The organism is Azospirillum sp. B510 (genome assembly GCF_000010725.1).
Taxonomy (GTDB): Bacteria; Pseudomonadota; Alphaproteobacteria; order Azospirillales; family Azospirillaceae; genus Azospirillum; species Azospirillum lipoferum_B.
In genome coordinates this window covers 1,310,688-1,337,449 of record NC_013854.1, presented here as the reverse complement: position 1 = coordinate 1,337,449, position 26,762 = coordinate 1,310,688, and the positions used below count along the sequence as shown (strand labels likewise).

Sequence of the window (26,762 nt, the reverse complement as noted above, 5' to 3'; positions counted from 1 at the left end):
CCCGAAAGTGAGGCACTGGCAAAGTGGATCGAGGCCAATTGCATATTTCGGCGGAAAGCACCCAGCGGGAACGGCGGAAAGCGCCCGGGCAGAACGGTGAAAGCGCCCAGCCGTTTCGGTGAATTCGCCCACCCGTAGGAGTGGTGGTATCGGGGTCCGAACCAGCCTTTGGCATCCCCATGATCTTTCCACGGCACAGGCCAAGGAGGATCGGGATGCCCCGAGCGAGGTCGGACATGCGGCGGATCAGAGAAGTCCTTCGTCTGCGGGATGAGTTTGGCGCCAGCCAACGGCAGATTGCCGATGCCTGCCGGCTGCCGCGCAGCACCGTGCGCGATTACCTGGAGCGGCTACGGGCCTCCGGGCTGCAGTACGCGGATGTGCTGGGCTGGACGGACGTCGAGCTGGAGGAGCGGCTGTTCCCGCCTCCGGTCACGTCGGCGCGCCCGGTGCCCGACTGGCGGCACATCAGCCGGGAACTCGGCCGCCGTGGCGTAACGCTGCGGCTGCTGTGGGAGGAATACCTGGAGGTCCATCCCGGCGGCTATCGCTACACCCAATTCGTCCAGCATTTCCGGGCATGGCAGGGTGCTCATGCCGAGCCGCGTCTGCGCCGGGAACATCGGCCGGGGGCGGCGATCGAGGTTGATTACGCTGGGATGACGCTGACCGTCGGGCTCGGCGCTGAGGCGCGGCAGGCCCAGGTGTTTGTCGCCTGCCTGCCGTATTCGGGCTACGTCTATGCCGAGGCGACCTGGACCCAGCAGGCGGAGGAGTGGCTGGCCTCCCACGCCCGGCTGTTCGAACATCTGGGCGGCGTGCCGGGCAAGCTGGTGCCGGATAACCTCAAGGTCGGCGTCAGCCACGCCTCCTTCTACGATCCGGCGATCAACCCGGCTTATCACGATCTCGCCCGGCACTACCGCACCGCCGTCCTGCCGGCCCGGGTGCGGCGCCCGCGCGACAAGCCCAGCGCCGAGAACGGCGTGCAGCAGGTCGAGCGGCGGGTGCTGGCCCCGCTGCGCGATACGCCCTTCGCCACGCTGGACGCCGCCAACGCGGCCTTGCGCGACAAGCTGGCCACCCTCAATGCCGCTCCCTTGAGCCGCCGGCCGCAGGACACGCGCGCCGGCCTGTTCGCCGCCGAGGAGCAGCCGACCCTGCGCCCCTTGCCGCCGGACCGCTTCGTGCCGGGCACCTGGGCGCGCCACAAGGTCCCGCCCGACTATCATCTCGCTCTCGACGGCGGCGTCTACTCGGTGCCCCACACGCTGATCGGCAAGACGGTCGACGTGCACAGCACCGCCGGCGTGATCAGCGTCTTCCTGCGCGGCAAGCGGATGGCCTGCCATGTCCGCCGGCAGGACGGCGCCACCGTGACGCTGGACGCCCATCGCCCCGCCAACCACCGGGCCGTCGCCCGCTTCACCCCCGATGCCATCCAGACCGAACTGGCCGCCATCGGCCCGGCCGCCGCGCTGCTGTTCGAACGCATCCTGGCCGGCGCCGATCACCCCGAACAGGCGGTGCGGGCCGGGATCGGCCTGATCCGCTTGGCGGCCACCCACGGCACCAGCCGGCTGGAGCAAGCCTGCCAGGCGGCGCTGGAGGCCAACGTCGGATCCTACCGCTACGTCCAGCGCTGGTTGACCGCTCCCCCGGCCACAACGGCGGACGCGGCCGGTGCCGGCGAGCACACCAATCTGCGCGGCCCTTCCTACTATCACTGACGGAGATACGATGATGAAGCACGTCAACCACGAGCGGCTGCGCCAGTTGCGGCTGTACGGCATGGCCAAGGGGTTGGAGGCGCTGGAACGCCTGCCCGATCGCGGCCAACTGGCCTTCGACGAGCAGTTGGGCACGCTGATCGAGCGGGAAGCGGCAGAGCGCGCCAACACCGCACTCGCCAGCCGACTGAAACGTGCCCGGCTGCGCCAGACGGCCTGCCTGGAGGACCTCGACCTGCGCACCCCGCGTGGGCTCGATCGCGGTGTTGTGCGCGAGCTGGCCACCGGGCGCTGGGTGAAGGAGAACCGGCCGGTTCTGATCACCGGCCCGACCGGGATCGGCAAGACCTGGCTGGCCTGTGCACTCGGCAACCAGGCGGCGCGGGAAGGCCACAGCGTACTCTACACCCGGCTGACCCGCCTGCTGGACGATCTGGCCACCGCCCGCCTGGACGGTTCGCTCGCCCGGCTGCTGCGACGGATCGCCCGGCTCGACCTGCTGATCCTGGATGACTGGGCGATGACCGAGCTGACCGCGCCTCAGCGCCTGGACCTGATGGAGGTGATCGATGACCGCCACGACCGGGCCGCAACCATGCTGGCCACCCAAGTTCCCGTGGCCAACTGGCATCGGCTCATCGGCGATGCCACCTACGCCGACGCCATCCTCGACCGCCTCGTGCATCGGGCCTACCGCATCGACCTGCATGGCGACTCCATGCGCCGCACCAAGGCCGATGCCGCCAGCGAAACCCCCGACACCTAAGGCCGGTGCTTGGCAACCAAACCCACAACCTTCATAACGTAAATCCAGGGTTCGGCCCCGGCTCCCACCAGCTTGCAATTCGGGTGGGCGCTTTCGCCGAAACGGTGGGCGCTTTCAACCGAAACGCCTGGGCGAATTCGCCGAAATACGCAGCCAATCGGAAGAAGATTGAGCCCTGGCTCTCCGCCGTCTTTCAAAGCGAGCACCTATCCCTGCTGCTGGGCAGCGGCTTCACCAGTGGTATCGGCTATGAGGCAGGCGCCACGGCCACCGGTATGGGGGCAGTGACGTTTGGCTGCAGCCATGAAGAGAAACTGAACGCCTACGCGACGAAGAAAGCTGCAAACTCGGGACGAGGACGCCCGAACATCGAAGACCAGCTTTCCGCCGCCCTCACCTTGGCCGAAGGCTTCAGAGTCGCCGGAATGGATGCCGCGGCAGCCGAATGGGAAACCGCCATCGACCGGGTGCTGACCGGATTCATGCGCTCGATCCTCCAGACCGAGCGAGCCGTCTACCAAGGGCTCGCCGCAGAAACCGAACCAGCGGAAGGCAGGGCTCAAGGGCCACCAGATCCTGATCTCGTTCCTGATGAGCTTCGCAAGCCGAGCCGCGTCAAGGGAGCGCCTCCACATCTTTACGACGAACTACGACCGCCTTGCGGAATTCGGCTGCGATCTTGCCGGGCTGCGGGTCATCGACCGGTTCGTCGGCGCCATCAACCCCATCTTCCGATCATCCAGACTCCAAGTGGACCTGCACTACAATCCCCCTGGAATCAGGGGCGAGCCACGCCTGCTGGAAGGAGTCGTCCACTACACCAAGTTGCACGGTTCCATCGATTGGCGGCGGGAAGGCCGGATGCTCCACCGCGTTCCGCTTGGGTTTGGCGCGGATGCCGACAACCATCCCGAGGTGCCAGAGGCGCCTTCCCGTTCGGTCATGATCTACCCCAACGCGGCGAAGGACATCGAAACGGCGGCATACCCCTACGCCGACCTTTTCCGCGATTTTTCGTGTGCCGCAAGCCGCCCGAATTCGGTCCTGGTGACGTATGGGTATGGATTTGGTGACGACCACGTGAACCGAGTCCTCGCCGATATGTTGACCATCCCCTCCACACATCTGGTCATCATTTCCTATGGCGATGGCGGCAACGAGCCCCATAAGCGGGTGATGGAGTTCTGTGAAACGACCGGGCGGACTTCGCAGATCACCCTTCTGCTCGGGAGCCACTTCGCCAACGTCAGAAATCTCGCGACCCATTACCTGCCCAAGCCGGCCATCGACCCGATCGCGTTCCGCATGGTCACGCTCCTGCAACGGCGTACCCTGCCCAACGCTCCGCCTTCCCCGGACGATAGCGATGACGGGGACATCGACCTGGAGGACCTGTTTAAATGAGCAGCCCCGTCGAATGCAGTGCGGCCCATACGGTCGGAACGGTCAGCGCGGTATCCACCCGCGAACTGCACGTCATTCTGGATTTCGATGCTCCCCAGGCCACAGCGCTGAACACCGGCGTTCCGACCGGCTTTCCGCGCATCAACTCATATGTGCTGATGCCGATCGAAGGCGGGGCCGTCGTGGGCGCCGTCTCCCGCATCGCGATCGGGCGCTACCCCTCGCCGAAACCATCCCTTCGCGGCGACGAGTTGGTGAACCTTCCGATCCCGGTCAGGACCATCGAACTGACGCCGGTCGGCACGCTTTGCATGGATGGCGATGACGGCAACGGCCGCCCACAGTTCCGCATGGTTCGCGGTGTTCCAGTCCTGCCGTCCGTCGGCGACCCCGTGCTCTTGCCCTCCAGAGATCAGACGCGCTCGATCATCGAAGGCCATGGTGATGACCGCCGCGTCCAGATCGGCAACGCCCCCTTCGGCCTGGATGCGCCCGTCACCATCGATCCTGACAAGCTGTTCGGGCGGCATCTCGCCATCCTTGGCAACACGGGAAGCGGAAAGTCCTGCTCGGTCGCCGGGGTGATCCGTTGGTCGCTGGAAGCCGCCGCCGAGAAGCGCAGCGACTCCAAACGCCCGAACGCCCGGTTCATCGTCCTCGACCCCAATGGTGAATATGGCAAGGCGTTTTCGACGGATGGACTTACGTGTCGCACGTTCGCCGTTGGCGGGCATGGGGCGGATCACGCCCTCGCGGTGCCGGGATGGCTCTGGAACAGTCAGGAATGGGCCGCTTTCACTGCCGCACAACCCGGCTCCCAGCGCCCCCTCCTGATGAAAGCGTTGCGCGCCCTAAGAAATTCGACGTCATCGCTGGAAAACGTAAAGGCTTTGATGCAACGCCGCTACCGCGGTTATCTGCGGCAATACGAACAGATATTTTCCAATATACCCTCAAGCATTAGCGGGTTTCCGGCAAACAAGAACTTTGGGGAAAGCGTCGGCGGCTTGAAACTGGCCACCGATTCCGACATGAGAAAGTTGCCATCAAGCAGTCTTTTCGAACATAACCTTATTCGAAAACTTGGAGCCTTGGGCAACACGGCGGAAGCCGTCAGACTAAGTCGGCAATGGCAATCGGGAAACGGCTATAATGATTTCATCCAGACTGATGTCGAGAGGATAATCAAGGGGCTGCAGGATCTTCTCGACGAGTTTCCTCCCGAAAGCCAGATCGAGGAAAAAAGCGAGGACACTCCGTCCGAGTTTGATGTATCGGCACTGCCATCGACGATAGAGGAGGTGGCGATGGCGGTGGGCGGCGGCGCCATGACCAATGTCGAGCCACTGGTAAACCGTATCCAGGTCATGCTCGGCGACAGCCGGTTGCGGCCGATCATCGTGCCCGATGGAGAGCCCAGCCTCGCCGAATGGCTGGACGCATTTGTCGGCGAGGACGCAGCGGTCAATGGCGAAGTGGCGGTTCTCGATCTTTCGCTGGTCCCCTCGGACGTGGTGCATGTCACCGTCGCCGTGATCGCCCGCCTCGTATTTGAAGCCGTTCAGCGATACAAGAAGGCCAGGGGAGAGCCGTTGCCGACCACGCTCGTCCTGGAAGAGGCCCATACATACCTTCGCAAGGAAGGAGATCTCGGCGCCAGCGCCCCAGCTGCCGACGTATGCCGCCAAATTTTCGAGCGGATAGCCCGCGAGGGTCGGAAGTTCGGCCTTGGCTTGCTCCTGTCTTCCCAGCGGCCGTCCGAACTGTCCCCGACCGTGCTCGCGCAGTGCAACACCTTCCTCCTCCACCGGATCGTGAACGACCTCGATCAAGCGCTTGTCCGGAAACTCGTGCCCGATGCGCTGGGGTCGCTGCTCGGCGAGCTTCCAACCCTTCCCTCCCAACAGGCCATCCTGCTCGGCTGGGCAGCGCCTCTTCCCGTCCTGGTGCGGATGAGAGACTTGCCGCGCGAACAGCGGCCACGGTCCGACGATCCAGATTTCTGGGCAGTCTGGACCGGCGAACGTCCACGCCCCATCGATTGGGAAACGCTGGCAGAAGAATGGCAGGCGGCCGGAACCCTTGAGGACGCCGGAGAAGTCGCCTGATGGAACGTAACAACGTTCTGCTCTGGCGAACGCCAGCACCCGATGCGCAACACGTCAGCCTGCACCTTCCAGCCACAGGAAGGTCAAGGGGTACCGCATTACTCAGCGCATGGATGACATTCGGTCACACCTTCTTTCCGAACCCCGACATGAGCCCGGTTCAGGCGTATGCATCGGAGGCCGACCATCTACTGCCTCGCCGGCGTCATCGCCGTTGCCGATTCGATGAATACAACGACCGCACAGGCTCTGGAGGCGCTTCGCGCCGAGGGCTGCCGGTCGTGCGGATTACGCCAAGGTCAGTTGTCACGGCCGAAATTGTCGGCCCGCAGCCCACCGCGCAACAGCAGCAGCACCGGCTCCCCGGCATCCAGGGTGATGACGGGCGCCTCTTCGAGCAGGTCCTTGGCCGCCTTGTCGAGCGGGCGGTCGATGCTGTGGCCGAGGATGCCGCCGATCAGGCTGCCGCCGCCGGTCAGCGCCGCAGACGCAACATCAACGGCCGTGCTGGCGGCGATCAGCAGCCCGGTCTGCAGCCACGGCACCTCCACCGAGCCGGGCAGCCCCGCTGCACCGGTGGCGTCCGTCCCGACCGCGGCGACGCGGACCGTGTCGTTGCGCGGCCAGGGGCGGGTAATCACCGGGTTGGCCACCTCGATGCGCTTCTGCCCCCTGGTGACACCGCTGCCGACCTCCAGCGTCACCATCGAGCCGGCGGGCACCGCCAGGCAGGCGAAGCCGGCGTCCCAGACGTCCTGGGTCACCCGCGCGGTGACGATGCCGCCGCGCCCGGTCACCACCCGGTTGACCGTCAGCAGGGGGATCGGCGTCCCCGGCGGCACGAGGCAATCGGAGCCGGCGGGGGCGAAGTCCGATGCTCCGGCCTGGGCGGAGGCGACGGTCGCCCCCTCCTCCTTGCGGCTCCAGCCGCCGACGCCGGCGTCCATCGCCTTTTTGCGCAGTTCGTCCTCCTTGGGGACAGCCTTGACCTGCGGGCGAGGGGTTGGAGGGGTCGGTTCCCTCTTCTCGATGCGGGGCACCGGCGGCGGGGCCGGGGCCGGCCTGGGCGCCATGTCCTCGTAGCTGGGCAGCCGCGGTTCCGGCTGGGTCGGGCCGAGGGCGGCGGACAGCTTGGGCAGGCCGCCGGCGCCCTGGCTGCGGCCCAGCATGTAGGCCGCCAGCCCGAGCCCGATCACCACAGCCGCCACCAGCAGGATGCGGACGACGTGCGGACCCGAGGTCACCACCCGGTGGCGGGCCAGCGGGTCGGGCGACAGCGGCGGGGGCGTATCGTTGGCCGAGGTCACGGGCGGGTCCTCCGGATGTGCACTTCCTGCGCGCCGATGCCCAGCAGCAGGTGGTCGTGGATGCCGGCGACGCGGTAGGTGGCGTTCATCCGGCCGTACTGCACCGGCATCCGGGTGCTGTCCGGCGCGATGCGCCAGAGCACCGGGGCGCCGTAGGCCCCCAGCGCGCCGGGGGTGAAGTTGATGATGGTCACTTCGCCGTCATCGCACACCGGCGGCTGGCCGTCCGCCGTGGGCACCGGCCGCCATTCCGGCGTGTCGCCCTCCAGCGTGTAGGTGCAGCGGCGGTCGCGATAGGCCAGTTCGGTGATGCGGTCGCGCCGCTCGCCGGCAGCGGTGGGAAGGACGGCCGCCTGACCGTTCAAGGTGGCGAGGTAGTCCTCGGGGTAGCGCCAGCGCACTTCGACGTGGTGGACCTGCCGGTGGGTCTCGACGTTGAGGTCGTACTTGCGCTCGTTGGTGAACAGCGCGATCTGCTGGTTGAGGCCGGCGCGGCGGGGCATGAAGGCGATGCACTCCGTGCGTTGCGCTCCCTTGCCGAAGCTGTAGGGCTGGTGCGGGATCCACACCTGGGCGCCGGGTGCGACGATGTCGCGCACGACCTCGCCGGGCTTCAGGCAGACCAGGGTCTGGTTGCCCTCCGCCATGTAGACGAGGTACTGCAGGTCGGGCTGATACCAGTATTCGCAGCTCTTGCCCTTGAAGCAGGTCAGCGTCGGCAGGTCGAGCGCCGCCTCGTTGGCCTGCCCGACCCAACTGCGGGTCTGCGCCCGCGACGGCCGCGGCGGCGCCTTCTCCTTCGGCTCCCGCTCCATCGCCGTCGGCGGAATGTGCAGGTCGGCCAGGGTGTAGGGGCGCTGCGGGGTGGCGGGGCCGGCGGCCGGCGCCGGGGGCGGCTCGGTGGCGCAGGCGGCGAGCAGTGGCAGCGCCAGCAGGGAAACCGGGAGTCTCATGGCTGGGGCTCCATCGTCTCGGATTGGGAAAGGGGGTGTGCCTTGGCCGGTTCCCTGGTCTCGGCCTTCAGCGGCGTGCCGCTGGGCTCGGAGAAGCCGGAGATCGAGACGCCGTCGAGCGCGCCGTCGCGCGAGGGACCGTCGACGGTGACCACGGCGGCGCTCATCAGGGTCTTCGCGCGCGGCTTGAAGTCCCGGTACACCGTCTCGGTCCACACCACGTAGAAGGCGGTAGCGCCGGTCTTCGGGTCGGCCTCGCGCTCCTGGACGCGGATGTCGGCGACGTCGCGGGTCCAGCCCTCGGCCGGGGCGAGGTCGGCGGCGATCAGAGCGTCCCACTTGCGCTCGGCGCCGCCGGTCAGCCGGGCGCGGGCGGCGGCGCGGTCGCGCGCCAGCATCACCGGGTCGGTGCCGATCTGGCGCTGCCAGCGCACGAACCATTGGACGGCGTTGAGCCGGGCGCCCTTGGTCACGGTGAGGGTGTTGTCCAGCAGCACGAGGCGCTGGTGGCCGTCCATCTCCTGCTCCACCCGGTAGACCGGCTTATACCTGGCGATCTCCACCAGCTGGCCGGTGATGCGCAGATTGTCCCAGGTCATCAGGCCGCCCCAGCCGAGGCCGAGCAGAGCCAGGGCGCCGTACCAGCGCTTCAGCCGCAGCGCCTTGGCCTCGCGGCTGGCGCGGTAGGTCATGGCGGCGAGGTACTTGGCACTTTCGGGCACGGCGGCCGGGGGCGGATCGTAGGCGTTGACGACGCGCTCCCTCATGGTTGCTCTCCCTTTTCCGGAGCGTCGGGATCGGGCTTGCGGGAGCCGGCGGCGTCGCCGGCGCGCAGCCAGGAATCCTCGCCGCCCCAGCGCTCGATGAGCCGGCTGGCCTGCCCGCGGGTGAGATTGTGATCGACGGGGCGGCCGGCGGCGAGCCGGTCAAGTTCGCCGCGCTGGGCCTCGGTCATCGGCTTGTCCCAGCCGTTGCCGTGCGGGGCGCGAGAGTCGCCGAAGCGGCCGGCCGGGTAGCGGCGCCCGGCCGCGGCGGTGGCAGACCCACCGCTGCTGCCGGCACCGCCGCCGCCGACACCCCCAGAACCCTGACCGGTGCTGCCGACGACCGAGGTCGCACCACCGGCGATGTGGCGCAGGCCGCCCCATGCCGCCAGGGCGCCGCCGGCAAGGCTGCCGGGCGACCCGGCGGTGGCCGCCGCCGCACCCGCCATGGTGCGCATGCCGAGCCAGCCGGCGGTCCAGAGTGCTGCCAGCGCCGTCATGCCGTCCATCACCGGCCCGCCATTCACCAGGCCGGCGGCGGCGCGCGGCGCCTTGATCGCCAGCACGAAGATGGCGGCGGCCAGCACCGCCACGCCGAAGGCCTGGGCCAGGGTCGGCGTGCCCTGGACGGTCAGGCTGGTCAGGGTGGCGCCGCAGACGGCGATGATGGCCCCCAGCACCAACAGTTTCATGGCCGACGCCGCGATGTAGCCGATGGCGCGCTCGGCCACGAAGCTGGTCGGCCCCAGCACGGCGAAGGGAATGGCGAGGTAGGCCGCCAGCGACAGCAGCCGGTATTCCAGGAAGGCGAGGAAGACCTGGATCGCCAGGATGCAGAAGCTGACGATCACCACCAGCGCCGCCAGCAGGAAGATGACGATCTCGACGAAGTTCAGGAAGAAGTCGACCGGCCCCAGCATCTCCTTGACCCGCAGCATCAGCGGGATCACCGCCCGGATGCCGAGGTGGGCGATGTAGCCGGGATCGTCGAGGGAGAAGCCGCCGCCCGGCACAAGGTTCAATCCCTGCTGGGCGGCGGCCTGCATCAGGGCGGCGGAGCCGGTGGGGAACCACTCGACCAGGGCGCCGATGACGGCGAACTTCAGCAGCATGCGCAGGAAGGGGCCGTGCACCGCCGCCTTGCCCTCGAACAGCCAGAGCAGCAGCGCCAGCGTGTAGGACAGCATCATCAGCAGGCGCAACGCCGTCCGCACGTCCGGCCCGAGCAGGCCGAGGCCGGTGACCACGGCGGCGGTGAGCTGGTGCAGGACGACCGACAGGGCGCTGACATCCATGGCCGGTCACTCCCGCACGGGGCGGGCCGGTACCGGCCGCTCATACCGGCCGATGCCCTCCCAGGCCGGGTTGCTGCGCTCCAGCTGCTCCAGGGCGGAGGCCCCGTGGTCGGACCGAACGTACAGCACCAGTGCTACAGCACCGATGATGCTGACAACCAGCATCGCGCCGAGGGCGAGGAGAATGTGCTGGAGTCCCATGGCTCAGCTCCCCGGGGCGCCGTAGGTGTCGAGGCCCTGCCAATTGATGCGGGTGTGCTGGCGGGCACGTTCGACGGCGGCCTGCTCGTAGTCGAGCTGGGCTTCCGCCGCCCGGTGGTGGGCGGCCTGCATCATCAGGAGCTGGCCGGCGACCTCGGCGTTGAGCAGCGTCGCCTGGGTGCCGGCATCGAGGACGCAGGTCTGGCCGTCGCACGCCTTCAGCGCCGCCATGAGATCGCGGGCGCGGGCCGGGTAGTCCTCGATCCCGGTCATCACTTCGGCCGAGACCAGCTTGCTCGCCCGGCTGGCGTCGCGGGCGAGCCGCGCCTGCTCGGCCTGATGCTCCACCAGCGCCGCGGCGCTCATCCCCTCCGGCAGCGTATCGGGGTAGAGGTCGGCGAACTGCCGGCCGACGCCGTCCAGGCTCCACAGCACCCGGTCCACGAGACCGGCGGCGCGGCGGGCGTCGCCGAGCCGGACGGCGACCTCCACACGGGTGTCGAGGTCCGAGAGGCGGCGCATGCGGATCATGTTGTCGATCTGGGTCAGCATGTGTGCGGTCTGGGCGATGATCTCGACTTCCTGGCGCTGCACCATGCCCTCGACCATCAGCGGCTTGCTCTCGACGATCGGGCAGCCGGGCGCCGGAGAGCCGCCGTTCCCGGTCAGGCTGGAGCCGGCCCCCATGACGGCTCCGGCGGCTCCGCCGGTGACGTAGCCGGCGACGGCGGACAGCGCGGTGCCGAACAGCCCGTCGCCCTTTTCGGAAAAGCAGCCGCCCCCGCCACCGCCGCCGAAGAAGCTGTTGAGCAGCCCGCCCAGAAAAGCGTGAGCCGGGGGCGGCGAGCTGACGGTGACGGCGAGAACCACGGCCATGGCCGTGGACATGCGCATCCAACGTGTACTCATGGTGTCCCTCCTTCATGAAGCGTCTCCAGACTGTCGGCGGCCTCGGCCAAGCCGTTGCGGCGCAGCCATGCCGCAGCGAAAAGCTGCGCCCCGGTGTCAGCCATCAGCTCGAAGGCGCGGCGCTTGTGGGCGGCCCCGCCGCAGCCGCACACGGCGAGCGCCACCGGATCGAGGGAGAGTTGGCCGAGCCGGCTGCCCTCGGGGGTCTTGAAGAAGAGGTCGCGGCGCGGCATGGCGCGGGCGACCTGAGCGGCCTGGGTGGCGTTCAGCCCCCAGTCGCGCAGGATGCTGCGCTTGACGGCGTTGGGGTCGGCCAGCAGCACCAGGACCTGGATGGTCTTCAGCATCGCCGCGATGGCCGAGCCTTCGATGTCGTCGAGCTGGTGGGTGGCGAGCACCAGGGCGACGTTCTTCTTCGGCCCGCGCCGACGCAGTTCGTCCAGCTCGGCCGGCTGGTGCTTCAGGGCCTTGAACGCCTCGTCCACCAGGAACAGGGTCGGCCGACCGTCCTCGAACAGCCGGTAGAAGCGGCGGAACAGCGCCTTGATCACCGGGGCGGCGCCGGGGCCGCGGTCGATCAGCGCGCCGATGTCCACCGTGGTCCAGGCAGAGCCGAGGAAGCGGTCCTCCGCCGCGTCGACGAGGTCGCCGTAGGGGCCGCCGCGGCAATAGGGCTCCAGCGCGATGCGGACGATGTTGTCCTGCACCAGATGGGCGAGATGCGACAGCGTGCGCTCAGGTTCCGGCGAGACGGACAGCAGGTGCAGAGCGGCGTCCACCGCGTCGCCGGCCTCGGCCGCCGAGAGGTTCCCCGGTCCCAGCACGCCCTGAAGGCGCAGCAGGTCCATGACGAAGCCGTGGCCCCAGGCGAAGCCGTTGGGGGTGTCCACGTCAGCCAAGGGCTGAAGCGCCAGATCGGACAGCGCGGCATCGCCGGAACCCATGGACAGGAACTCGCCGCCGGCCGCCCAGGTCGCCACCAGCGACGTGCTCTCGGTGGCGTCCACGTCGATCCACACGACACGGGCACCGGGCGCGCGGGCGAGAAACTGGTGGCCCATGAAGGCCAGCACGGTGGACTTGCCGGTGCGCGGCGGGCCGATCACCAGCGCCGCCCCGTCCTGCCCCTGGTGGATGTCGAGCATCAGCGGGGTGCCGCCCTCGGCTTCCAACTGCATCAGCGGATCGCACTTGAGGTGCGGGTTGCGCTCGGGTCCGCCCCAGGCGGAGGAGAGGATGAGGAAGTCGGCGAGTTGGACCTGGGTCAGCGGCACCTTGCGCGGGTTCGGCCGCACATGGCCGGGCAGCGTGCCGTACCACGCGCGTTCGGCGCCCCAGGTCTCCTCGATGATGGTGAACCCCAGCGTGCGCAACGCCTTGACCAGTTCGTCGCGGCGCTCCTCGACCTCCTCCACCGAGCGGCCCCACAGCACGGCGGTCGGCGTCATCCAGCCCGAACTGGTGCCGGCCTGCTCGGCCTCCAGGCGTGCCGCCTCGGCCTCCAGCGCCTCCATGACGCCGACCGGGTCGTGGCGCAGGGCGGCATAGCCGCCGACGGCGCGCAGCAGAACCGAGCGCCAGTCGTAGGAGGTGTCGTCGTGCTTGCGCCACAGCGCGGCGAAGACACCGCGCGCCTGGACGTGGTCCATCGCTTCGAAGCGCACCGACCAGCGGAACTCGAAGGGCAGCTTGTCCAGCACGTTGAGCAGGCCGGGGTGGCTGACCTTGGGATAGCCGCCGATGCCGATTATCCGGACCGGCCATTCCGTCCCGCCGTTGCTCCAGGCCGGGAACGAGCCGGGCTTGAAGCCGACGTCCACGAGGTTGGCCTTGATCGGGAAGCCGGGGATGTCAGGGGCGGTGACATGGCGCTGGTACAGGGGCGAAACGCAGTTGTGCAGCAGGGTCTGCACGCCGTCGTCGTCCAGCAGCCTGGCCCACCCCACCGCCCGGCCGAGCAGGGACGCAAACTGGAGAACCAGTTGCCGGAACGGCTCGACATGGTCGCGCATGACGTCCGGCTTGGCGCGCTCGGGCGGGTTGCGGGTGAACCAGGAGGCCACCGTGCGGGTGGTCGGCCGGGACGGCGTGTAGGTGATCGCCACGAAGGTGCGGGTGTGGAGCTGCCGGCCGGCCTCGTCGAGGCGATCACGCCGCTCGGCGTCGATCAGCTCGGACACCGGGTGCGCCCCGGTGGAGCGCGGGTATCCGCCGACCTCCCGCCGCTGCATCTCGAAATGGAAGGTCCAGCCGCCGGTGAAGGGGAACAGGACGTTGCCGGCGGCCAGCGCCGTCTGCATCCGCTCGGCCGGGTCCTGGCCGTCCTGATCGCGCCCGCCGTACTCGACGACGGCCATCAGCGCGCCGTCCTCCTCCAGCAGCACCACGCCGGGCCAGACGAAGCAGTCCCACGGCAGGTGCCGGGACAAGGAATCAAAGCCGTCGTCGAAGGCGGTCAGGTCGAGCATGCCTCACCTCGGGGCGCGGTAGGACGAGAGGGACAGCGACCGGCCGCGGGTGCGCAACGCCCGCAGCAGCCAGGCCGAGGCGTTCTGGCGGACGATCTCCAGCCACCAGGGATCGCGGCGCGTCAGGTAGCGCGCCGTCAGGAAGACGAGCAGGAACCCCGCCACCGCCTGCGGGATGGCGCCCAGCGCCAGCCACAGCTCCGCCGCCAGCCAGACGGCGATGGCCAGCAGCTCCATCGGCACGCCGAGCGGCATCTTGGTCGGCCGCACCGAGGTCCGGCGCACCGGCTTCTCCCAGCCGTCGGGAACGGACGGCGGCGCCAGCGGGATCTCCACGACTCAGCCCCCCGCCAGCGCGATGATGGCGTCGCGGGCACCGTAGGCGGCGGCGCCGGCCACGGTGAAGACGAACACCACCACCCCGGCGATGCGGGAGAACATCGCCGCGACCAGCGCCAGTAGCAGGCCGGCGGTGACGGCGATCGGCACGAAGTTGGTGTCGAACACCGCCTGCCAGGACAGCAGCTCCGCGCCGAGGTTGGCGATCACCTGGGCGTGCGCCGGCAGTGCCGTCCATGCCAGGACCAGCGCCAAGGCCACTCCCCGGCGTGCGTTACCGTTGCGTCGCATCGTCACCTCCACCGTCAAGCTCCCCCGCCCCCAGCGGGCGGAGGACGAAGCCGCGGTCCGGGTCGAAGCGCTCGACCCGGACGATCTCATTGACGAAGCGCCGGCCGCTGCCATCCCGGGCCAGGTGCACCACCGCGTGCACCGCCTTGGCGATCCAGCGCATCTGCAGGGCGTCCATGGCGACGCCGCCGAGGCCGACCATCTGGGCGATGCGGTCGAGCGCGTCCCAGGCCGAGCCGGCATGCACGGTGCACAGCCCCGGATGCCCGGTGGTCCAGCCGACCACCATCTGCCGCGCCTCGGCCCGGCGGACCTCGCCGAGCACCAGATGCGTCATCGGTACGCGCAGCGCGTTGGCGACCAGCGTCTCCAGGGTGACCGGCGGATCGGCCCAGGGATCGGCGACCATGGCGTAGGCGTGCGGGCACGGCGGCTCGAACTCGTAGGGGTCCTGGAGCACCGCCGGCAGGCCGTCCCGGAAGGCCGGTTCCTCCAGGCAGGCGCGCAGCAGCGTGGTCTTGCCGGTGTCGACGTCGCCGGCGATTACCACGGTGCGGCGCCCGTCGAGCAGCCGGCGGAGGAGCCGCGCCTGGAGTGTTGTCGCGGCGCCGGACAGCACCCAGTCGTCGAGCGTGATGCGGCCGCGGTAGGGCTTGCGGATCGAGCAGGCTGGGCCAGTGGTGACCGGCTCGATGTCGGCGTGGATGCGCTCGCCGGTCTCCGGCAGGGTGACGTCGAGGGTCGGGCGGTCGCGGCGCAGCTCCTTGCGCTGGAAGCCGGCGACGTAGGCCAGGAAGCGGCGCACCTGATCGGGGTCGGCCTCTCGCACGAACTCCGGCGACGGGCCGTTCTTGACCAGCACCCGGCAGGTGCCCTGCCCGCGCAGCGGCGGCAGCACCAGGACGTTGGCGACGTCCTCGCGGGACAGCAGATCGCCGAACAGCCCGTCCATCAGCCGGCGCAGGGCGAGCAGCAGCATCTCGCGGCGCACCGGCTCGTCGATCACCACCAGCTCGGTCATGATCTGGCCTCCTTAGGGTGGAAGCCGTCGCGCACGCTGGGCACCGTGCGGCGGGGATGGCCGAGCTGTTCCAGGATCGCTGCCTTGGTCGCGGCCACGTCCGCCGGGTCGAGGTCGTGCACGAGGTTGAGCACCGCGACCACGGTGATCAGCAGATCGTCGATGCGGGCGACGGTGGCCTCCAGCCGCTCGGTCTTCGCCCGCTCGTGGGCGATGGCGTCCAGCCCCTTGTCGAGCACATGGATCACCGCGTCGCTCAGCGTGCGCAGCCCCTGACGGGCCTGGACCAGGGCGATTTGGTCGGCCAGCAGCGCCGGCACGCGGGCGGAAACCGGGCGGGTGGCGGTGGTGTCGGGGGTATCCGTCATGTCCAGACCTTCGGGGGTTTGGGACGCCGGGGGGCTGCGGGCGTGTCGGGCACCATGGGCACACGCCCCTCGGCGACCGGGCCGGCGGCGCCGAACCAGCGATTTGCGTCCGGGTTGGGAATCCAGGCCGCCGCGGCGCGGCCGTAGAGCGGGCGCCAATGCGGATCGGCGTAGGGGTGCAGGCGTGTGGCGCGGATCGGCTTGCCGTAGCCGAAGACGATCAGGTCGTCCCCGCCCATCTCCAGCGCCTCGTGCATCGGCAGCACCGGCCGGCGGTCCACCCGCACGCCGCGGCTGACGGTGGGAAACAGGTCGAGCAGCCCCTTGGAGGTCGAGCGGGTCGGCACCTCCTCGATGGCCTCGCCGACCATCCGGCTGATCCGCTCGGCCTCGTCCGACGAATTGGGACGGAAAACCACCAGCCGGCAGTTGGCGGTGAGGCCCCGGCCGTACTCGTCCTCGACCTCCCACAGGCTCTGGGCCAGCAGCAGCAGGCGAATGCCGTATTCGCGGGCGTACTTGATCCACTCCGCCGCCTCGCGGAGGTGGAACTGGAGGAACTCGTCGAGCACCACCAGCAGCCGCCAGCGCCGCGCCCGGCCGTCGTCAGCGCAGTCGCGGTCGATGGTGAGGAAGTCCACCATCTGCGTCAGGATCAGCTTGAACACCCGGCGCAGGCGGCGGGCGTCGAGCGGGCGGGCGACGATGTAGAGGGTGACCGGCCGCTCGCCGGCCACGAGGTCGGCAATCGAGAAATCGCTGACGGCGGTCTGCGCCTCCAGGACGGAATCCTCAAACTCGGCGAGCAGCACCGAGGCGGTGACGTAAACCGACTTGCGGTAGTGCAGGCTCTTGTCGGGCGGGGTGGAGCCGCCGCCCGGCCGCCCCTTCCCCTCGCCCTCGCCGGTGCCGCGCTCCTCGGCCAGCGCCAGGCTCTTGTCCCACAGCTCCTGGGCGGCGCGCTGGGCGGTCGGGTGGATGCCCTCGGCCAGCATGCACTTCAGCCCGTCGTCGCCGAGCAGGATGTGCCGGCGCGCACCGGCCAGCGACTTCTCGGGATCGGCCGCGGCGGTCAGCAGGAAGACGAAAACGCCGGTGAGGTAGGAGAAGGCGGCGTTGCGCCAGTGCCCCTCCTGCTCACCCTCGGTGAGGACGCGGGCGGCGTGCTGGCAGTCGGGGACGAGGTACGGCTCCGGCCGCACCGCCATCAGCGGGTTGTAGCGGGAGCCGCCCCGGCGAGCGAGGTCGAGCACGATGACGTCGCCGAAGCGGGTGCGGGCGCGGCTGGTGTCCTCGGTGACAGAGCCCTTGAAGTCCCAGACCACCACACTCTCGTCCCAGGCAGCGAGCAGCGGCGGGTGCACGGTGGTGGTGGTCTTGCCCGAGCCGGTCGGACCGATGACGAGGACCGGCTGCATGGTGCGCTCGTGCAGCAGGTCGCGGCCGTAGGCGCCGAGGATGACGGAGGAGCGGTCGGTCATCGCCGTCCTCCTCCCAGCAGGCCGCTGCGGCGCACGGCGGCGCGATCGGCCCAGCGGCCGGCACCGAACCCCGGCCGGCGGGTGCCCCGCAGGTCGAAGACGACGCGGGCGGCCAGGGCCAGCGCGCAGAGGCCCGATGCCATGGCGGCGCCATCGACGATCCAGCGGTGGCCGGGGGCCAGCAGCCAGCGCCAGCCGAGGAACTGGCCGGGCCAGTACAGCGCGAAGGAACCGATGCGCCACCCGCCGAAGACGGCCGGCCAGGCGAACAGCCAGCCGGTCAGCTCGGTGATGGTGAACACCGCGGCGAGCCAGACCAGCAGCAGGGTTCCGAAACGGAGAAGGTGCGGCGTCACAGCTCGCGCCCTCCCAGGTCGTGGAGGTCGTCGCGCCCGGCCTCGCGGCCACGCTGCTGTTCGCGCAGCCGCTGCATCTCGACGAGCTGGCGCTCAAAGTCGCGGCGCTCGCGCTCGGTCATGTAGCCGAGGCGGTCGGTGGTCACCTCGACGGCGTCATGGCGCAGCCAGCGCGAGACGACGTCCGGATCGAGGTGGAGGTCGCGGTCGTGCTGGACTCCGCGCACCATGATGTGCAGGTGCTGGTTGCCCTCCGGGTGGGCCATGTCGGGCTTGCGCTCGACCGAGGCCACCCACTCCAGCGGGCCGACCCGGCGTTCCCAGGCGGCGACGACGTCGCGGCCGTAGGAGACCATGTCGTCGATGCGGTGGCCGTCGTTGGGGCTGACGATGAGGTGGAACACCCGGCGGTCGGCCGACCACGCGTCGACGATGTCCTGCTTGTCTATGCCCAGCCGCTCGCGGTCGAACAGCGGCCCCTCCTTGGCGAGGTAGTTGGCCAGCGCCGAGACGGTGTTCGGGTAAGCCCCACGGGCGCGGTCGTGGTAAAGCACCTTGACCATCACCGGACGGGCGTAGGGGCCGGCCTGCGGCGGCGCGCCCTTGACGCGGACCTTCTGCATCGGCCGGCGGGTGTAGGCACGGGCAAGGCGGCGGCCACGGTCGGCCAGCGCCTTCATGCGCGCCTTGAAGCCGTCGTCGTCGAGAATGCCGCCGAACAGGCCGAACCGCTTTCCCATGCTCCACTCCACAGATCACCGGACCCAAGTCCGGCATGATCATCGTTGAGCAGTGCGCCGCTCTTTCTCAATTTCCCGGAGGTGTTAAGAGGATTGGCTCGTTGAATGCGCCCGCATTTCCAAACATCTCTGGAATACAGATAAGCTGTTGATCTGGAACGGGACGAAACGGCGGCGTAGACGCTCTTTTATCTTGCTGAATGGCCCTTCTTACTTCCCAAAAAGCCGCCGCCTATTCTTCCCAATGACCGCCAGCCGCCTGTCTTTGCCGCCGTTCCTACGCCACACCACGCCCGATCCCGGCCCCCGCCCTGTTCAACCCGTTTTCCCCGCCCGGCCGCGGCCGAACACCTCATCGACCAGCCGCCGGACATCGACCTCAGCGGGCCCGACGAAGTCGATCTCCTGCACCAGCAGCCCGGTGCCCCGGCTCATGCCAAAGCTCATCCGCTCACCCACCACCGCGGCGGCCACGGGCAGACGCAGGCCGCAGACGGTCATCCCGGTGCCCGGCTCGATCGCCAGGCCCGCGGGGGCGTGCGTCAGGACCACCGACGCCGTCATGGCCGGCTCGACCGCCAGCGCCTCGACCACCAGCTGCATGGTGGCGGCGCAGCGTCCCACGGCGTCCCGTTCGGGATGCGTCGGCACCAGCACGGTGTCTGCCGCCAGCAGCGCCGCACGCAGGGCCGGAGTGGACGCCGCCGGGGTGTCGATGACCACGTGGTCGAAGCGGGCGTGCAGGCCCCAGACGCCACAGCGCAGGTCCGGGCTGGCGATGCCGATGGTCTCGAACAGCGCCGGGAGGTCGTTGCGCCGCCGGCATTCGGCCCACTCCAGGGCACCGGAGCGCAAGTCGGTATCGAGCAGCGCCACCCGCTTGCCCTGGAGAGCCAGTTCGCCGGCGAGATGGACGGCCAGCGTCGTCCGCCCGGCGCCGCGGGCCTGGTTAACAAGCGCCACGATCATGAGGAACTGCCCTCCTCGGGAAAGGCGCCGTCCAGCAGCTCGCGCAGCAGCACGGCGATGGTCACGCCTCGGCGGAAGGCGGCGATCCTGATCCGCCCGCGCAGCTCGGGTGTGATGTCCACCGTCAGCCGCGCGGTGTACAGGTCCGCCTTGGGGGTGGCCGGCCCGTCGCCACGGCGCACCCAGCTGTCGGGGGTGCCGGGGCGGCCCCCGAAGCCGATCCGCCCGCCGCTCACCGCACCGTCCCCAGCACTTCGGCGGCGAGCGCCGCCATTTCGCGGGCAGCCTGCGATCGGGGTGCCTCCTCAGCCGCCAGCCGGCCGGTGCGGGCGCAGCGGGCGAAGACGACGCGCTGCCCCACCGTCGTCGCCAGGGCCGGCGGCAGCGTGCCGGCGAGTTCTCGGCGGGCGTCGCGCAGCAGCAGGGTGCGGGCGATGCAGCGGTTGAGGACGAAGCGCGCCTCCAGACCGGGCTTCCAGACGCGGGCGTCATCGAGCAGGCGCAGCAGCTCCGCCGACGCCCAGGCATCGTAAGGGCTCGGCTGCACCGGGATGAGGACGAGGTCGGCGGCCAGCAGCGCCGAACGGACGAGGCCGGTGACGCGCGGCGGCCCGTCGATGACGACGTGCTCATAGCCGCGGGCCAGCTCCGGCACCTCGCGGTGCAGCGTCTCGCGCGCCAGCCCGGTCATGGCGAACAGCCGGGGCAGCCCCTCGCGGTCGCGCTGCACCGACCAGTCGAGCGCGGAGCCCTGAGGATCGGCGTCGATCAGCAGCACCCGGTGGCCGGGACGCGCCAGTTCGGCGGCGAGGTGGGTGGCGAGCGTCGTCTTGCCGACACCGCCCTTCTGGTTGAGCAGCGCCAAGATCATGACGCCGCTCCCTGGAATCGGACGGCATACCGCCCGTCCCCATGATTCCGCTGCCCCAACAACAAAGACTCGTTAGAGTCTCTGTTAGATACGTTAAGGGCGCGAATCGGCCCTGTAGACCAAGGGCTTGGATGGTGTCCGTGCACCCGATAGCACGAGTGCCGTGCACCCGATGGCACGAGCGTTTGCACACCCGATAGCACGAGCGGTATCACCGGTTTATCCCCCGTGTCTGTGGATAACTTTGGCGGCGGTCAGCGGCGCCTCGGTCGGGCCGCGCGGCGTGAAGCGCAGCCGTTCGCCGCCGTCCGGCCGGCGCTCGACGGCCAGCCGGTACCCCGGCAGCCGCTGGCGCCGGGCGACGGTGCGCAGGTCGATGGCGAAGTTGGCGAAGCGGGCGAGGCTGCCCGACTTGGCGTGCAGGTGGCGGAAGTCGAAGGCCCAGCCTTCGGCCTGGCGGCCGGCGTGCTTGCGGGCCAGCCGGTACAGCCAGCGCTCGATGCCGCCGGTCAGGCCGAAGTAGTCCCGTTCGATGGTCAGCACGAAGGCGTCGGCGAGGACGCCCTGGTAGAACCAGTCCGGCAGGATCAGCTCCAGCCCCAGCGGTCGGCCGGCGGCGTCGGTGCGCTCCTTCCACTCGTTGATCCAGGAGAAGCGGTGCCGGCGCCGCAGGTCGGGCTGGCGCAGGTTGGTGACCACCGTGGTCGCCTGCAGCCGGTCGAGCGCGGCGCGCAGGCGCTGGTAGTCGCGCAGCGAGGTGCCGCGGCTGGTGAAGGTGAGGATCTGATGCGGCGTGGCGCTGAGCAGGCGGGCGGTGCGCAGGCCGGCGTCGCGCGCCTCGACCAGTTGGCTGGCCGCCCAGATCAGCACGTCGGCGTCCCAGATGGTGGCGATCCCGTGCTCGGCGGTGCCCTCGACGCGGATACGGGTGTCGCCGGCGGCGTAGTCGATCGGCTCGGTGCGCTTCGACTTGGCGAGCGAGAAGAACGGATGTGCCATCAGGTCCTGCTGGTCGCGCACCGCCATGTCGCCGGGCAGCGCCACGAACAGGTCGAGCTGCATCTGCCGGTCGCCGCTGCGGAAGACCCCGTCCATGGGATGGCTTCAGCGGCTCGCCGGGCGGGCCGGCCGCACGGTGCCGGTGCCGGGATCGGAGGTTGAGGTGCGCAGGCCCTGGTCGGCCCAGCTCCTCAGATCCTCGACGGCATAGACCACCCGGCCGCCGATCTTGCGGTAGCGCGGGCCGGTGCCGTAAAGCCGGTGCTTTTCCATCGTCCGGCCGGACAGGCCGAGGAAGCGGGCGGCCTCCGGCGTGCGCAGGAAGCGTGGGGGAAGGCCGGCGGTCTTGTCGTCCATTCGTCCGTCTCCGTGGTCTGCGGGCGCCCCTGGGACAGAGCGGCGCGTCGTGGAGCACGGTGGCGGAGGGGAGGACTGGTCAGGGAGGGGAAAGACCGGATGGGAGTGAGTCCCCCGGGTGGAGCGCGGTCAACGCCTTGAGAAGGCTTGGTTTCAGCGCTGTTCAATCACCGAGGGAAGGCAGAGTGGATAGTAATCTTGCCCGAAGAACAGCGTGATGACGCCCGATCAGCGGCAATCCGGATTTCCGGATCGGCTTTTCTCCGGATAGTGAGGGTGTCGGCTTTGCGCCAGGAGCAGTCACTCTGTCCCAATCTGAGCCGCTAACAGGCCGCGGAAAAAGGGCTGTGCACGGCTGTCGTGTCGTGATTCCCTCCAGTGAGGGCAAAGGCGACCGTTGAGGGAATGATGCGGGGCTCGGACGAACGCAGCGAGGGTCTTTTCAGCTACGTGAGCTGCGAGGCACGGGTTCCGGCGACCCATCCATTGCGGCCGATCCGGGCCATCGTGGACGAAGCGCTGGAGGTGATGTCACCGGCGTTCGAGGGGCTGTACTCCAAGATCGGCCGGCCGTCGATCCCGCCGGAAAAGCTGCTGCGGGCGCTGCTGCTCCAGGCCTTCTACTCGGTGCGCTCGGAACGCCAGCTGATGGAACAGCTCGACTATAACCTGCTGTTCCGCTGGTTCGTCGGCTTGTCGATGGACGCTCCGGTGTGGGACGTGACGGTGTTCACCAAGAACCGGGAGCGTCTGCTGGCCGGGGATGTGGCGGCCAAGTTCCTGGCCACCGTGCTGGGCCAGCCGAAGGTGAAAGCGCTGCTGTCGGACGAGCACTTCTCGGTGGACGGGACGCTGATCGAAGCCTGGGCCAGCGTGAAGAGCTTCCGGCCCAAAGATGGCAGCGGTGAGCCGCCGGGGCCGGGACGCAACGGCGAACGCGACTTTCACGGCGAGAAGCGGTCCAACGAGACCCATGCCTCGACCAGCGACCCCGAGGCGCGGCTGTACCGCAAGGGCAACGGGCAGCCGGCGAAGCTGGCCTTCATGGGTCATGCGTTGATGGAGAACCGGAACGCCCTGGTGGTCAATGTCCGGCTCACCGCGGCGACCGGCTTGGCCGAGCGCGAGGCGGCGGTGTCCATGGTCGAGGCCATCCCCGGCCGCCACCGCATCACGGTGGGCGCCGACAAGGCCTACGACACCAAGGATTTCGTGGCGAACATGCGCGAGTTGGGCGCCGCCCCGCACGTCGCCCAGAACACCCGCAACCGCCGCTCGGCCATCGACGGCCGAACCACCCGCCACCCCGGCTATGCAGTCAGCCTACGAATCCGCAAGCGCATCGAGGAGGTGTTCGGCTGGATCAAAGGGGCCGGGCTACGCAAGACCCGCCATCGCGGCACGGCCCGTGTCGGCTGGATGTTCACCCTGACCGCCGCCGCCTACAACCTGATCCGCCTGCCAAAGCTACTGGCGGCGGCATAATCACGCCCGGAGTCCGCCCAAAAGGCGGCCTTGGGCGCTCCAGGCCGGGGGTGCACCCGCTGATTTCGACCAAAGCGGGTGCAAAAGGCCCAAATTTCGAGCCTCCGCAGAGGCAAGGACGCCATGCACGAGCCTTTTTCCGCGTCCTGCTAAGGCGGTCTCGCTGCGGATCTCAAACGTCGGTTGTCACAGCGGTTGTTGGACGTTAACCAAAATCGCACCCTTTACGTCATAAGATCAAATAACTGACTCACTCAACAAGATTGCACTTAGAGCCTGACCCGAAAAGAATTGAGTGATTTCAGTCTCTTGTGATTCGATCGATGTTGCGAAGCATGACGAATGACAAGACAATGTGGACTGAAATCACCCGAGCGCAGTATCAGCGAAAAGGATTGAGGTATTCAAGCGACACGACGGACGCGGAGTGGGCGGTGCTCGAACCACTCCTCCCGGCGGCTCGACGCTTGGGACGGCCGCGAACGGTCAACGTGCGCGAGATCGTGAACGGCATCCTCTTTCTGGCGACCTCCGGGTGCCAGTGGCGGCAACTGCCGAAGGATTTCCCGCCGATGACGACGGTCCAGCGCTATTTCTACCGCTGGCGCGACGATGGGACCTGGGAGACGATCAATCACGCCTTGGTGGCGATGGTTCGGGAAAGCATGGGACGGGAGGCCAGCCCGACAGCGGGGGTGATCGACAGCCAGTCGGTCAAGACGACGGAAGCAGGTGGCCCCCGTGGCTACGACGCGGGCAAGTGCATCAAGGGGCGCAAGCGGCATGTGTTGACCGACACCAATGGCTTGCTGGTCGCCGCCATCGTTCATGCCGCCGACATCCAGGACCGTGATGGCGCCCCGGCGCTCCTCGCCTCCGTTCGCACGCTCTTCCCCTGGCTTCGCCACGTCTTCGCGGACGGCGGCTACGCTGGACCCAAGCTGGAAACCGCTTTGGCTCAGATCGGGACATGGACTCTGGAGATCGTCAAGCGGTCCGACGCCGCCAAAGGCTTTGAACTGCTGCCTCGGCGGTGGGTCGTTGAGCGTACAATCGCTTGGCTTAACCGCAATCGCCGCCTCGCCAAGGACTTCGAGGCCACCGTCGAGAGTGCCGTCGCATGGGTCTTCATCGCCAGCGTCAAACTGCTCTCAAGACGGGTGGCTCGAACATAGACACAGCTTTGCCGATTCCGAGTCGGACTCTCAAGCTTCTCGACCAGTTCTTAGCGCTTTAGTGAACAGGCGTGGATCGTGCCTACAGGCGAAGACTGGTGGCGGGCTTAATAATAAGTGGAATGTTCATCGAGGAAAAATTATGATTAAGGTGCGCCATTGTTTTTCTTTGGTCGCGTTTCGAGATGCAAGGTCCAACGCATAATAGATAATCGCTTATAGCGAACTCTCTCAACACTCATCTGCTCCCACTCAAAAGCCACAATCGGGAATCGCTCTTTAATATTAAACCGCTCATCAAACCCAAAAAATCGCTCAGGTATGTTGGAAAATGGTTTGTATTTTCTAATAAATCCATCCGTCTCCCAAGCGCGCCCCAAATGAGATATAACATTTAGAGCAAGAATAGCTTGGTCGTAATTCGAGAGTTTTGTCCGGATGATCTTGGAAAGATAAATTTTATCATCATGGGGTATATTTGCTTTGTCGATCAGATTGTACATTCCAAACAGATTTCTGAAATAATGTGACATTCCTGCCTGATGCCCATTGAAAAGGCGCTTCCCCTTCGAAGCGGCTTTATGACGTAGGATTGAAACAGAATCCTGTACAACCTTCAAATTTTGATCTCCATATCGCGCCAAAGAGTGACGTGCCTGGGTATTAAGCCCGTAAAAAGCAAACGTGTAAGCGATATCGATACGATACTCCACCGGCCAAATATCGTCTGAAGGCACAGCCTTTCGGGTTTGCCTATAGATTGCCGCAAATTCGCGTAGGAAAAGCGAAGGCGCGCCGCGGCGGTCCCAGAATGTAAATTCTCCACTTTCTACTATTGCATCATGCGTCTTAAGCATTTCTGTAAGCATCATCATTATGCTTTGAAGATGCGATGCTCTGCGCGTTGATATCCAGGTTCTCCAGACCACAATTAATGTGGCAACTGAAATTATCGTTCCCCATACCCCGCCTACATAATCGCCAAGCTGGCCGTACTGCGTCTTGTCATCGCCGTTCAGCACAAAGCCCTTGAGAAGCTCAAGGACATACGATCTCAATACATCGAATTTTTCATAGAAGCATGACACTTTCGTGGCACCCAGGATCGTTAATTTCCTTATTGAACGAAATTAAGAGGAAACATGGCGCATTGTCCACGAAGAAATTTGCACGCAAATGCAGTTAATCAACCGGCGGTCAACATGTGTGCGAAAGATGCGGTGATGTCAGCTTTGCGCAGCCCTACTCATGTGCAGTCCCTCCGCTGTGGCGTAGCCTCATCCCCCACTCCGGCGCAGATGTCCGCTCCTGGCGCAAAGCAGAAGCTGCCGTCGCGTTCCCTGATTTGCAGAAAGCCGGCGATCCGTGAAAACGGATCGCCGGATGGGCGGACGCTCACACCTCACCGTTACCGAAGCGCCACACCGGGATGCCCATCGCCCGTGCCTTGTCGGCCATGTTCTGAACGATGCCCGAGCCAGGGAAGGCGACGACCCCGATCGGCAGCGCCTCCAGCAGCCGGTCGTTGCGCTTGAAGGGCGCCGCCTTGGCATGGCGCGCCCAGTCGGGCCGGAACAGCACCTGCGCTACCTTGCGGTGCTCGGCCCAGCAGGCGGCGATGCGTTCGGCGCCCTTCGGGCTGCCGCCGTGCAGCAGCACCATGTCGGGGTGCTTGGCGCGGACCTTGTCGAGCACCGCCCAGATGCGGTGATGGTCGTTGCATTCCACCCCGCCGGTGAAGGCGATGCGGGGACCGGCCGGCAGCAGCGGCTCGGTCTCGGCCCGCCGCTTGGCGGCGAGGAAGTCGCGGCTGTCGATCAGCGACGCCGTCAGGGTGCGGCGGCTGACCAGCGAGCCGGCGCGCGGCCGCCAGGCGGAACCGGTGTGGGCCTCGAACAGCTCGGCGGCGTGGTCGCGGAAGATTTCCATGGCGGTGCGGCGCTCGATCAGCGTCAGCCCCTCGGCCAGCAGCCGTTCCAGCTCGACCGAGCGGACCTCCGAGCCGTCCTGCTCGCGCTGGCTGCGCTTCTGGGCGTCCTCGTTGTCGTCGAGCTCACGTTGCACCCGGTCGGCAGCGCGGTGGAACAGGTTGACGGTGGACCACAGCAGGTCGGCTAGGTCGGGCTCCAGCCGGGTGTCGGTCAGGGTGGAAACCAGGGCGTCGAAAACGTCGGCCAGGGCGGCGCGGATGGCGATCTCGTCGGGCAGGGGCCGGGGGTCGGGATCGTCCTGGAAGGGCCGGTGGCCGTAGAGCTGGAGTTCGACCAGCGCGTGATCGGTTGCGGAGGCGGCGTGATGGGGCTCGAACTCGGCGCTGTCGCGGTCGGTGGCCATGGCGGGTCGTCCTTCGGCTGGGACCGGCCGCGCCCATCGCGGCCTTCGTGGCGATCCCTTTGCGGCGGGCG

The 26,762-nt window shown here is 67.9% G+C and carries 28 protein-coding genes; 6 read left to right on the top strand and 22 right to left on the bottom strand.

Annotation, left to right across the window (positions count from 1 at the left end; all coding sequences use genetic code 11):
* The first annotated feature begins 215 nt into the window (after positions 1-215).
* Entirely contained in the window at positions 216-1,730 is a 1,515-nt protein-coding gene (gene istA / locus AZL_RS06180; protein WP_012973785.1) for an IS21-like element ISAzs2 family transposase, read from the top strand.
* A 10-nt stretch (positions 1,731-1,740) separates the two neighbouring features.
* Complete coding sequence (gene istB / locus AZL_RS06175; protein WP_012972684.1) at positions 1,741-2,496, top strand: IS21-like element ISAzs2 family helper ATPase IstB; 756 nt, start codon at positions 1,741-1,743, stop codon at positions 2,494-2,496.
* A 206-nt stretch (positions 2,497-2,702) separates the two neighbouring features.
* On the opposite strand, the gene AZL_RS35325 is transcribed toward istB, so the two are convergent.
* Complete coding sequence (locus tag AZL_RS35325; RefSeq protein WP_148219230.1) at positions 2,703-3,059, bottom strand: hypothetical protein; 357 nt, start codon at positions 3,057-3,059, stop codon at positions 2,703-2,705.
* A gap of 28 nt (positions 3,060-3,087) precedes the next feature.
* Between AZL_RS35325 and AZL_RS33300 the strand changes: the two genes are divergently transcribed.
* Together AZL_RS33300 and AZL_RS06165 are read left to right on the top strand one after the other, a co-directional pair.
* The gene (locus tag AZL_RS33300; RefSeq protein WP_012973783.1) at positions 3,088-3,900 is read left to right on the top strand and encodes an SIR2 family protein; all 813 of its coding nucleotides are present in this window, start codon (positions 3,088-3,090) and stop codon (positions 3,898-3,900) included.
* On the top strand, positions 3,897-6,008 hold the full coding sequence (locus AZL_RS06165; protein WP_012973782.1) for an ATP-binding protein: 2,112 nt from the start codon (positions 3,897-3,899) through the stop codon (positions 6,006-6,008). The genes AZL_RS33300 and AZL_RS06165 overlap by 4 nt, the downstream gene beginning before the upstream one ends.
* Before the next feature lie 299 nt (positions 6,009-6,307).
* Here the strand turns inward: AZL_RS06165 and AZL_RS06160 are convergent, their stop codons facing one another.
* The 19 genes from AZL_RS06160 to AZL_RS06070 all read right to left on the bottom strand — a co-directional run bounded on the left by AZL_RS06160 (position 6,308) and on the right by AZL_RS06070 (position 21,697).
* On the bottom strand, positions 6,308-7,315 hold the full coding sequence (locus AZL_RS06160) for a TrbI/VirB10 family protein (RefSeq protein ID WP_012973781.1): 1,008 nt from the start codon (positions 7,313-7,315) through the stop codon (positions 6,308-6,310).
* The gene (locus AZL_RS06155) at positions 7,312-8,268 is read right to left on the bottom strand and encodes a TrbG/VirB9 family P-type conjugative transfer protein (protein ID WP_012973780.1); all 957 of its coding nucleotides are present in this window, start codon (positions 8,266-8,268) and stop codon (positions 7,312-7,314) included. Before AZL_RS06155 ends, AZL_RS06160 begins: the two co-directional genes overlap by 4 nt.
* On the bottom strand, positions 8,265-9,035 hold the full coding sequence (locus AZL_RS06150) for a hypothetical protein (protein ID WP_012973779.1): 771 nt from the start codon (positions 9,033-9,035) through the stop codon (positions 8,265-8,267). The genes AZL_RS06155 and AZL_RS06150 overlap by 4 nt, the downstream gene beginning before the upstream one ends.
* Positions 9,032-10,327 (bottom strand): type IV secretion system protein, encoded by a 1,296-nt coding sequence (locus tag AZL_RS06145; RefSeq protein WP_012973778.1) that lies wholly within the window; start codon positions 10,325-10,327, stop codon positions 9,032-9,034. The genes AZL_RS06150 and AZL_RS06145 overlap by 4 nt, the downstream gene beginning before the upstream one ends.
* 6 nt (positions 10,328-10,333) lie before the next feature.
* Entirely contained in the window at positions 10,334-10,528 is a 195-nt protein-coding gene (locus AZL_RS06140; protein ID WP_042442653.1) for a hypothetical protein, read from the bottom strand.
* A 3-nt stretch (positions 10,529-10,531) separates the two neighbouring features.
* Positions 10,532-11,437 (bottom strand): hypothetical protein, encoded by a 906-nt coding sequence (locus AZL_RS06135; protein WP_012973777.1) that lies wholly within the window; start codon positions 11,435-11,437, stop codon positions 10,532-10,534.
* Entirely contained in the window at positions 11,434-13,905 is a 2,472-nt protein-coding gene (locus AZL_RS06130) for a conjugal transfer protein TrbE-like (RefSeq protein ID WP_012973776.1), read from the bottom strand. Before AZL_RS06130 ends, AZL_RS06135 begins: the two co-directional genes overlap by 4 nt.
* A gap of 3 nt (positions 13,906-13,908) precedes the next feature.
* On the bottom strand, positions 13,909-14,241 hold the full coding sequence (locus AZL_RS06125) for a VirB3 family type IV secretion system protein (RefSeq protein WP_042442651.1): 333 nt from the start codon (positions 14,239-14,241) through the stop codon (positions 13,909-13,911).
* Between the two features lie 3 nt (positions 14,242-14,244).
* Entirely contained in the window at positions 14,245-14,505 is a 261-nt protein-coding gene (locus AZL_RS06120) for a hypothetical protein (protein WP_247894326.1), read from the bottom strand.
* A gap of 13 nt (positions 14,506-14,518) precedes the next feature.
* Positions 14,519-15,556 (bottom strand): CpaF/VirB11 family protein, encoded by a 1,038-nt coding sequence (locus AZL_RS06115; protein ID WP_012973774.1) that lies wholly within the window; start codon positions 15,554-15,556, stop codon positions 14,519-14,521.
* Entirely contained in the window at positions 15,553-15,924 is a 372-nt protein-coding gene (locus AZL_RS06110; protein ID WP_042442646.1) for a hypothetical protein, read from the bottom strand. The genes AZL_RS06115 and AZL_RS06110 overlap by 4 nt, the downstream gene beginning before the upstream one ends.
* Complete coding sequence (locus AZL_RS06105; protein ID WP_042442644.1) at positions 15,921-17,405, bottom strand: type IV secretory system conjugative DNA transfer family protein; 1,485 nt, start codon at positions 17,403-17,405, stop codon at positions 15,921-15,923. The genes AZL_RS06110 and AZL_RS06105 overlap by 4 nt, the downstream gene beginning before the upstream one ends.
* Positions 17,402-17,761, bottom strand: a complete 360-nt coding sequence (locus tag AZL_RS06100) for a hypothetical protein (protein WP_042442642.1) — start codon at positions 17,759-17,761, stop codon at positions 17,402-17,404. The genes AZL_RS06105 and AZL_RS06100 overlap by 4 nt, the downstream gene beginning before the upstream one ends.
* Positions 17,758-18,501 carry a hypothetical protein gene (locus AZL_RS06095; protein ID WP_042442640.1) on the bottom strand — a complete coding sequence of 248 codons (744 nt, stop codon included), beginning with the start codon at positions 18,499-18,501 and terminating at the stop codon, positions 17,758-17,760. Before AZL_RS06095 ends, AZL_RS06100 begins: the two co-directional genes overlap by 4 nt.
* Before the next feature lie 315 nt (positions 18,502-18,816).
* The gene (locus tag AZL_RS06090; protein WP_012973771.1) at positions 18,817-19,470 is read right to left on the bottom strand and encodes a division plane positioning ATPase MipZ; all 654 of its coding nucleotides are present in this window, start codon (positions 19,468-19,470) and stop codon (positions 18,817-18,819) included.
* Entirely contained in the window at positions 19,467-19,706 is a 240-nt protein-coding gene (locus tag AZL_RS06085; RefSeq protein ID WP_012973770.1) for a hypothetical protein, read from the bottom strand. The genes AZL_RS06090 and AZL_RS06085 overlap by 4 nt, the downstream gene beginning before the upstream one ends.
* Positions 19,703-20,341, bottom strand: a complete 639-nt coding sequence (gene parA / locus AZL_RS06080) for a ParA family partition ATPase (protein WP_012973769.1) — start codon at positions 20,339-20,341, stop codon at positions 19,703-19,705. The genes AZL_RS06085 and parA overlap by 4 nt, the downstream gene beginning before the upstream one ends.
* 219 nt (positions 20,342-20,560) lie before the next feature.
* On the bottom strand, positions 20,561-21,436 hold the full coding sequence (locus tag AZL_RS06075; RefSeq protein ID WP_012973768.1) for a replication initiator protein A: 876 nt from the start codon (positions 21,434-21,436) through the stop codon (positions 20,561-20,563).
* Positions 21,437-21,445: 9 nt separating this feature from the next.
* A complete protein-coding gene (locus AZL_RS06070; RefSeq protein ID WP_012973767.1) occupies positions 21,446-21,697 on the bottom strand; it encodes a helix-turn-helix transcriptional regulator in 252 nt (83 codons plus the stop codon).
* Positions 21,698-22,105: 408 nt separating this feature from the next.
* Here AZL_RS06070 and AZL_RS06065 point away from each other — a divergent pair, with 408 nt between their 5' ends.
* Positions 22,106-23,182 (top strand): IS5-like element ISAzs10 family transposase, encoded by a 1,077-nt coding sequence (locus AZL_RS06065; RefSeq protein WP_012973766.1) that lies wholly within the window; start codon positions 22,106-22,108, stop codon positions 23,180-23,182.
* A 353-nt stretch (positions 23,183-23,535) separates the two neighbouring features.
* Positions 23,536-24,357, top strand: a complete 822-nt coding sequence (locus tag AZL_RS06060) for an IS5-like element ISAli1 family transposase (RefSeq protein ID WP_012976163.1) — start codon at positions 23,536-23,538, stop codon at positions 24,355-24,357.
* A gap of 146 nt (positions 24,358-24,503) precedes the next feature.
* Here AZL_RS06060 and AZL_RS34075 read toward each other — a convergent pair whose 3' ends face one another.
* Both AZL_RS34075 and AZL_RS06055 read right to left on the bottom strand, forming a co-directional pair.
* Positions 24,504-25,445 carry a putative phage abortive infection protein gene (locus tag AZL_RS34075; RefSeq protein ID WP_148219229.1) on the bottom strand — a complete coding sequence of 314 codons (942 nt, stop codon included), beginning with the start codon at positions 25,443-25,445 and terminating at the stop codon, positions 24,504-24,506.
* Positions 25,446-25,752: 307 nt separating this feature from the next.
* Complete coding sequence (locus AZL_RS06055; protein ID WP_012973764.1) at positions 25,753-26,691, bottom strand: DUF2493 domain-containing protein; 939 nt, start codon at positions 26,689-26,691, stop codon at positions 25,753-25,755.
* Positions 26,692-26,762: the final 71 nt, after the last annotated feature.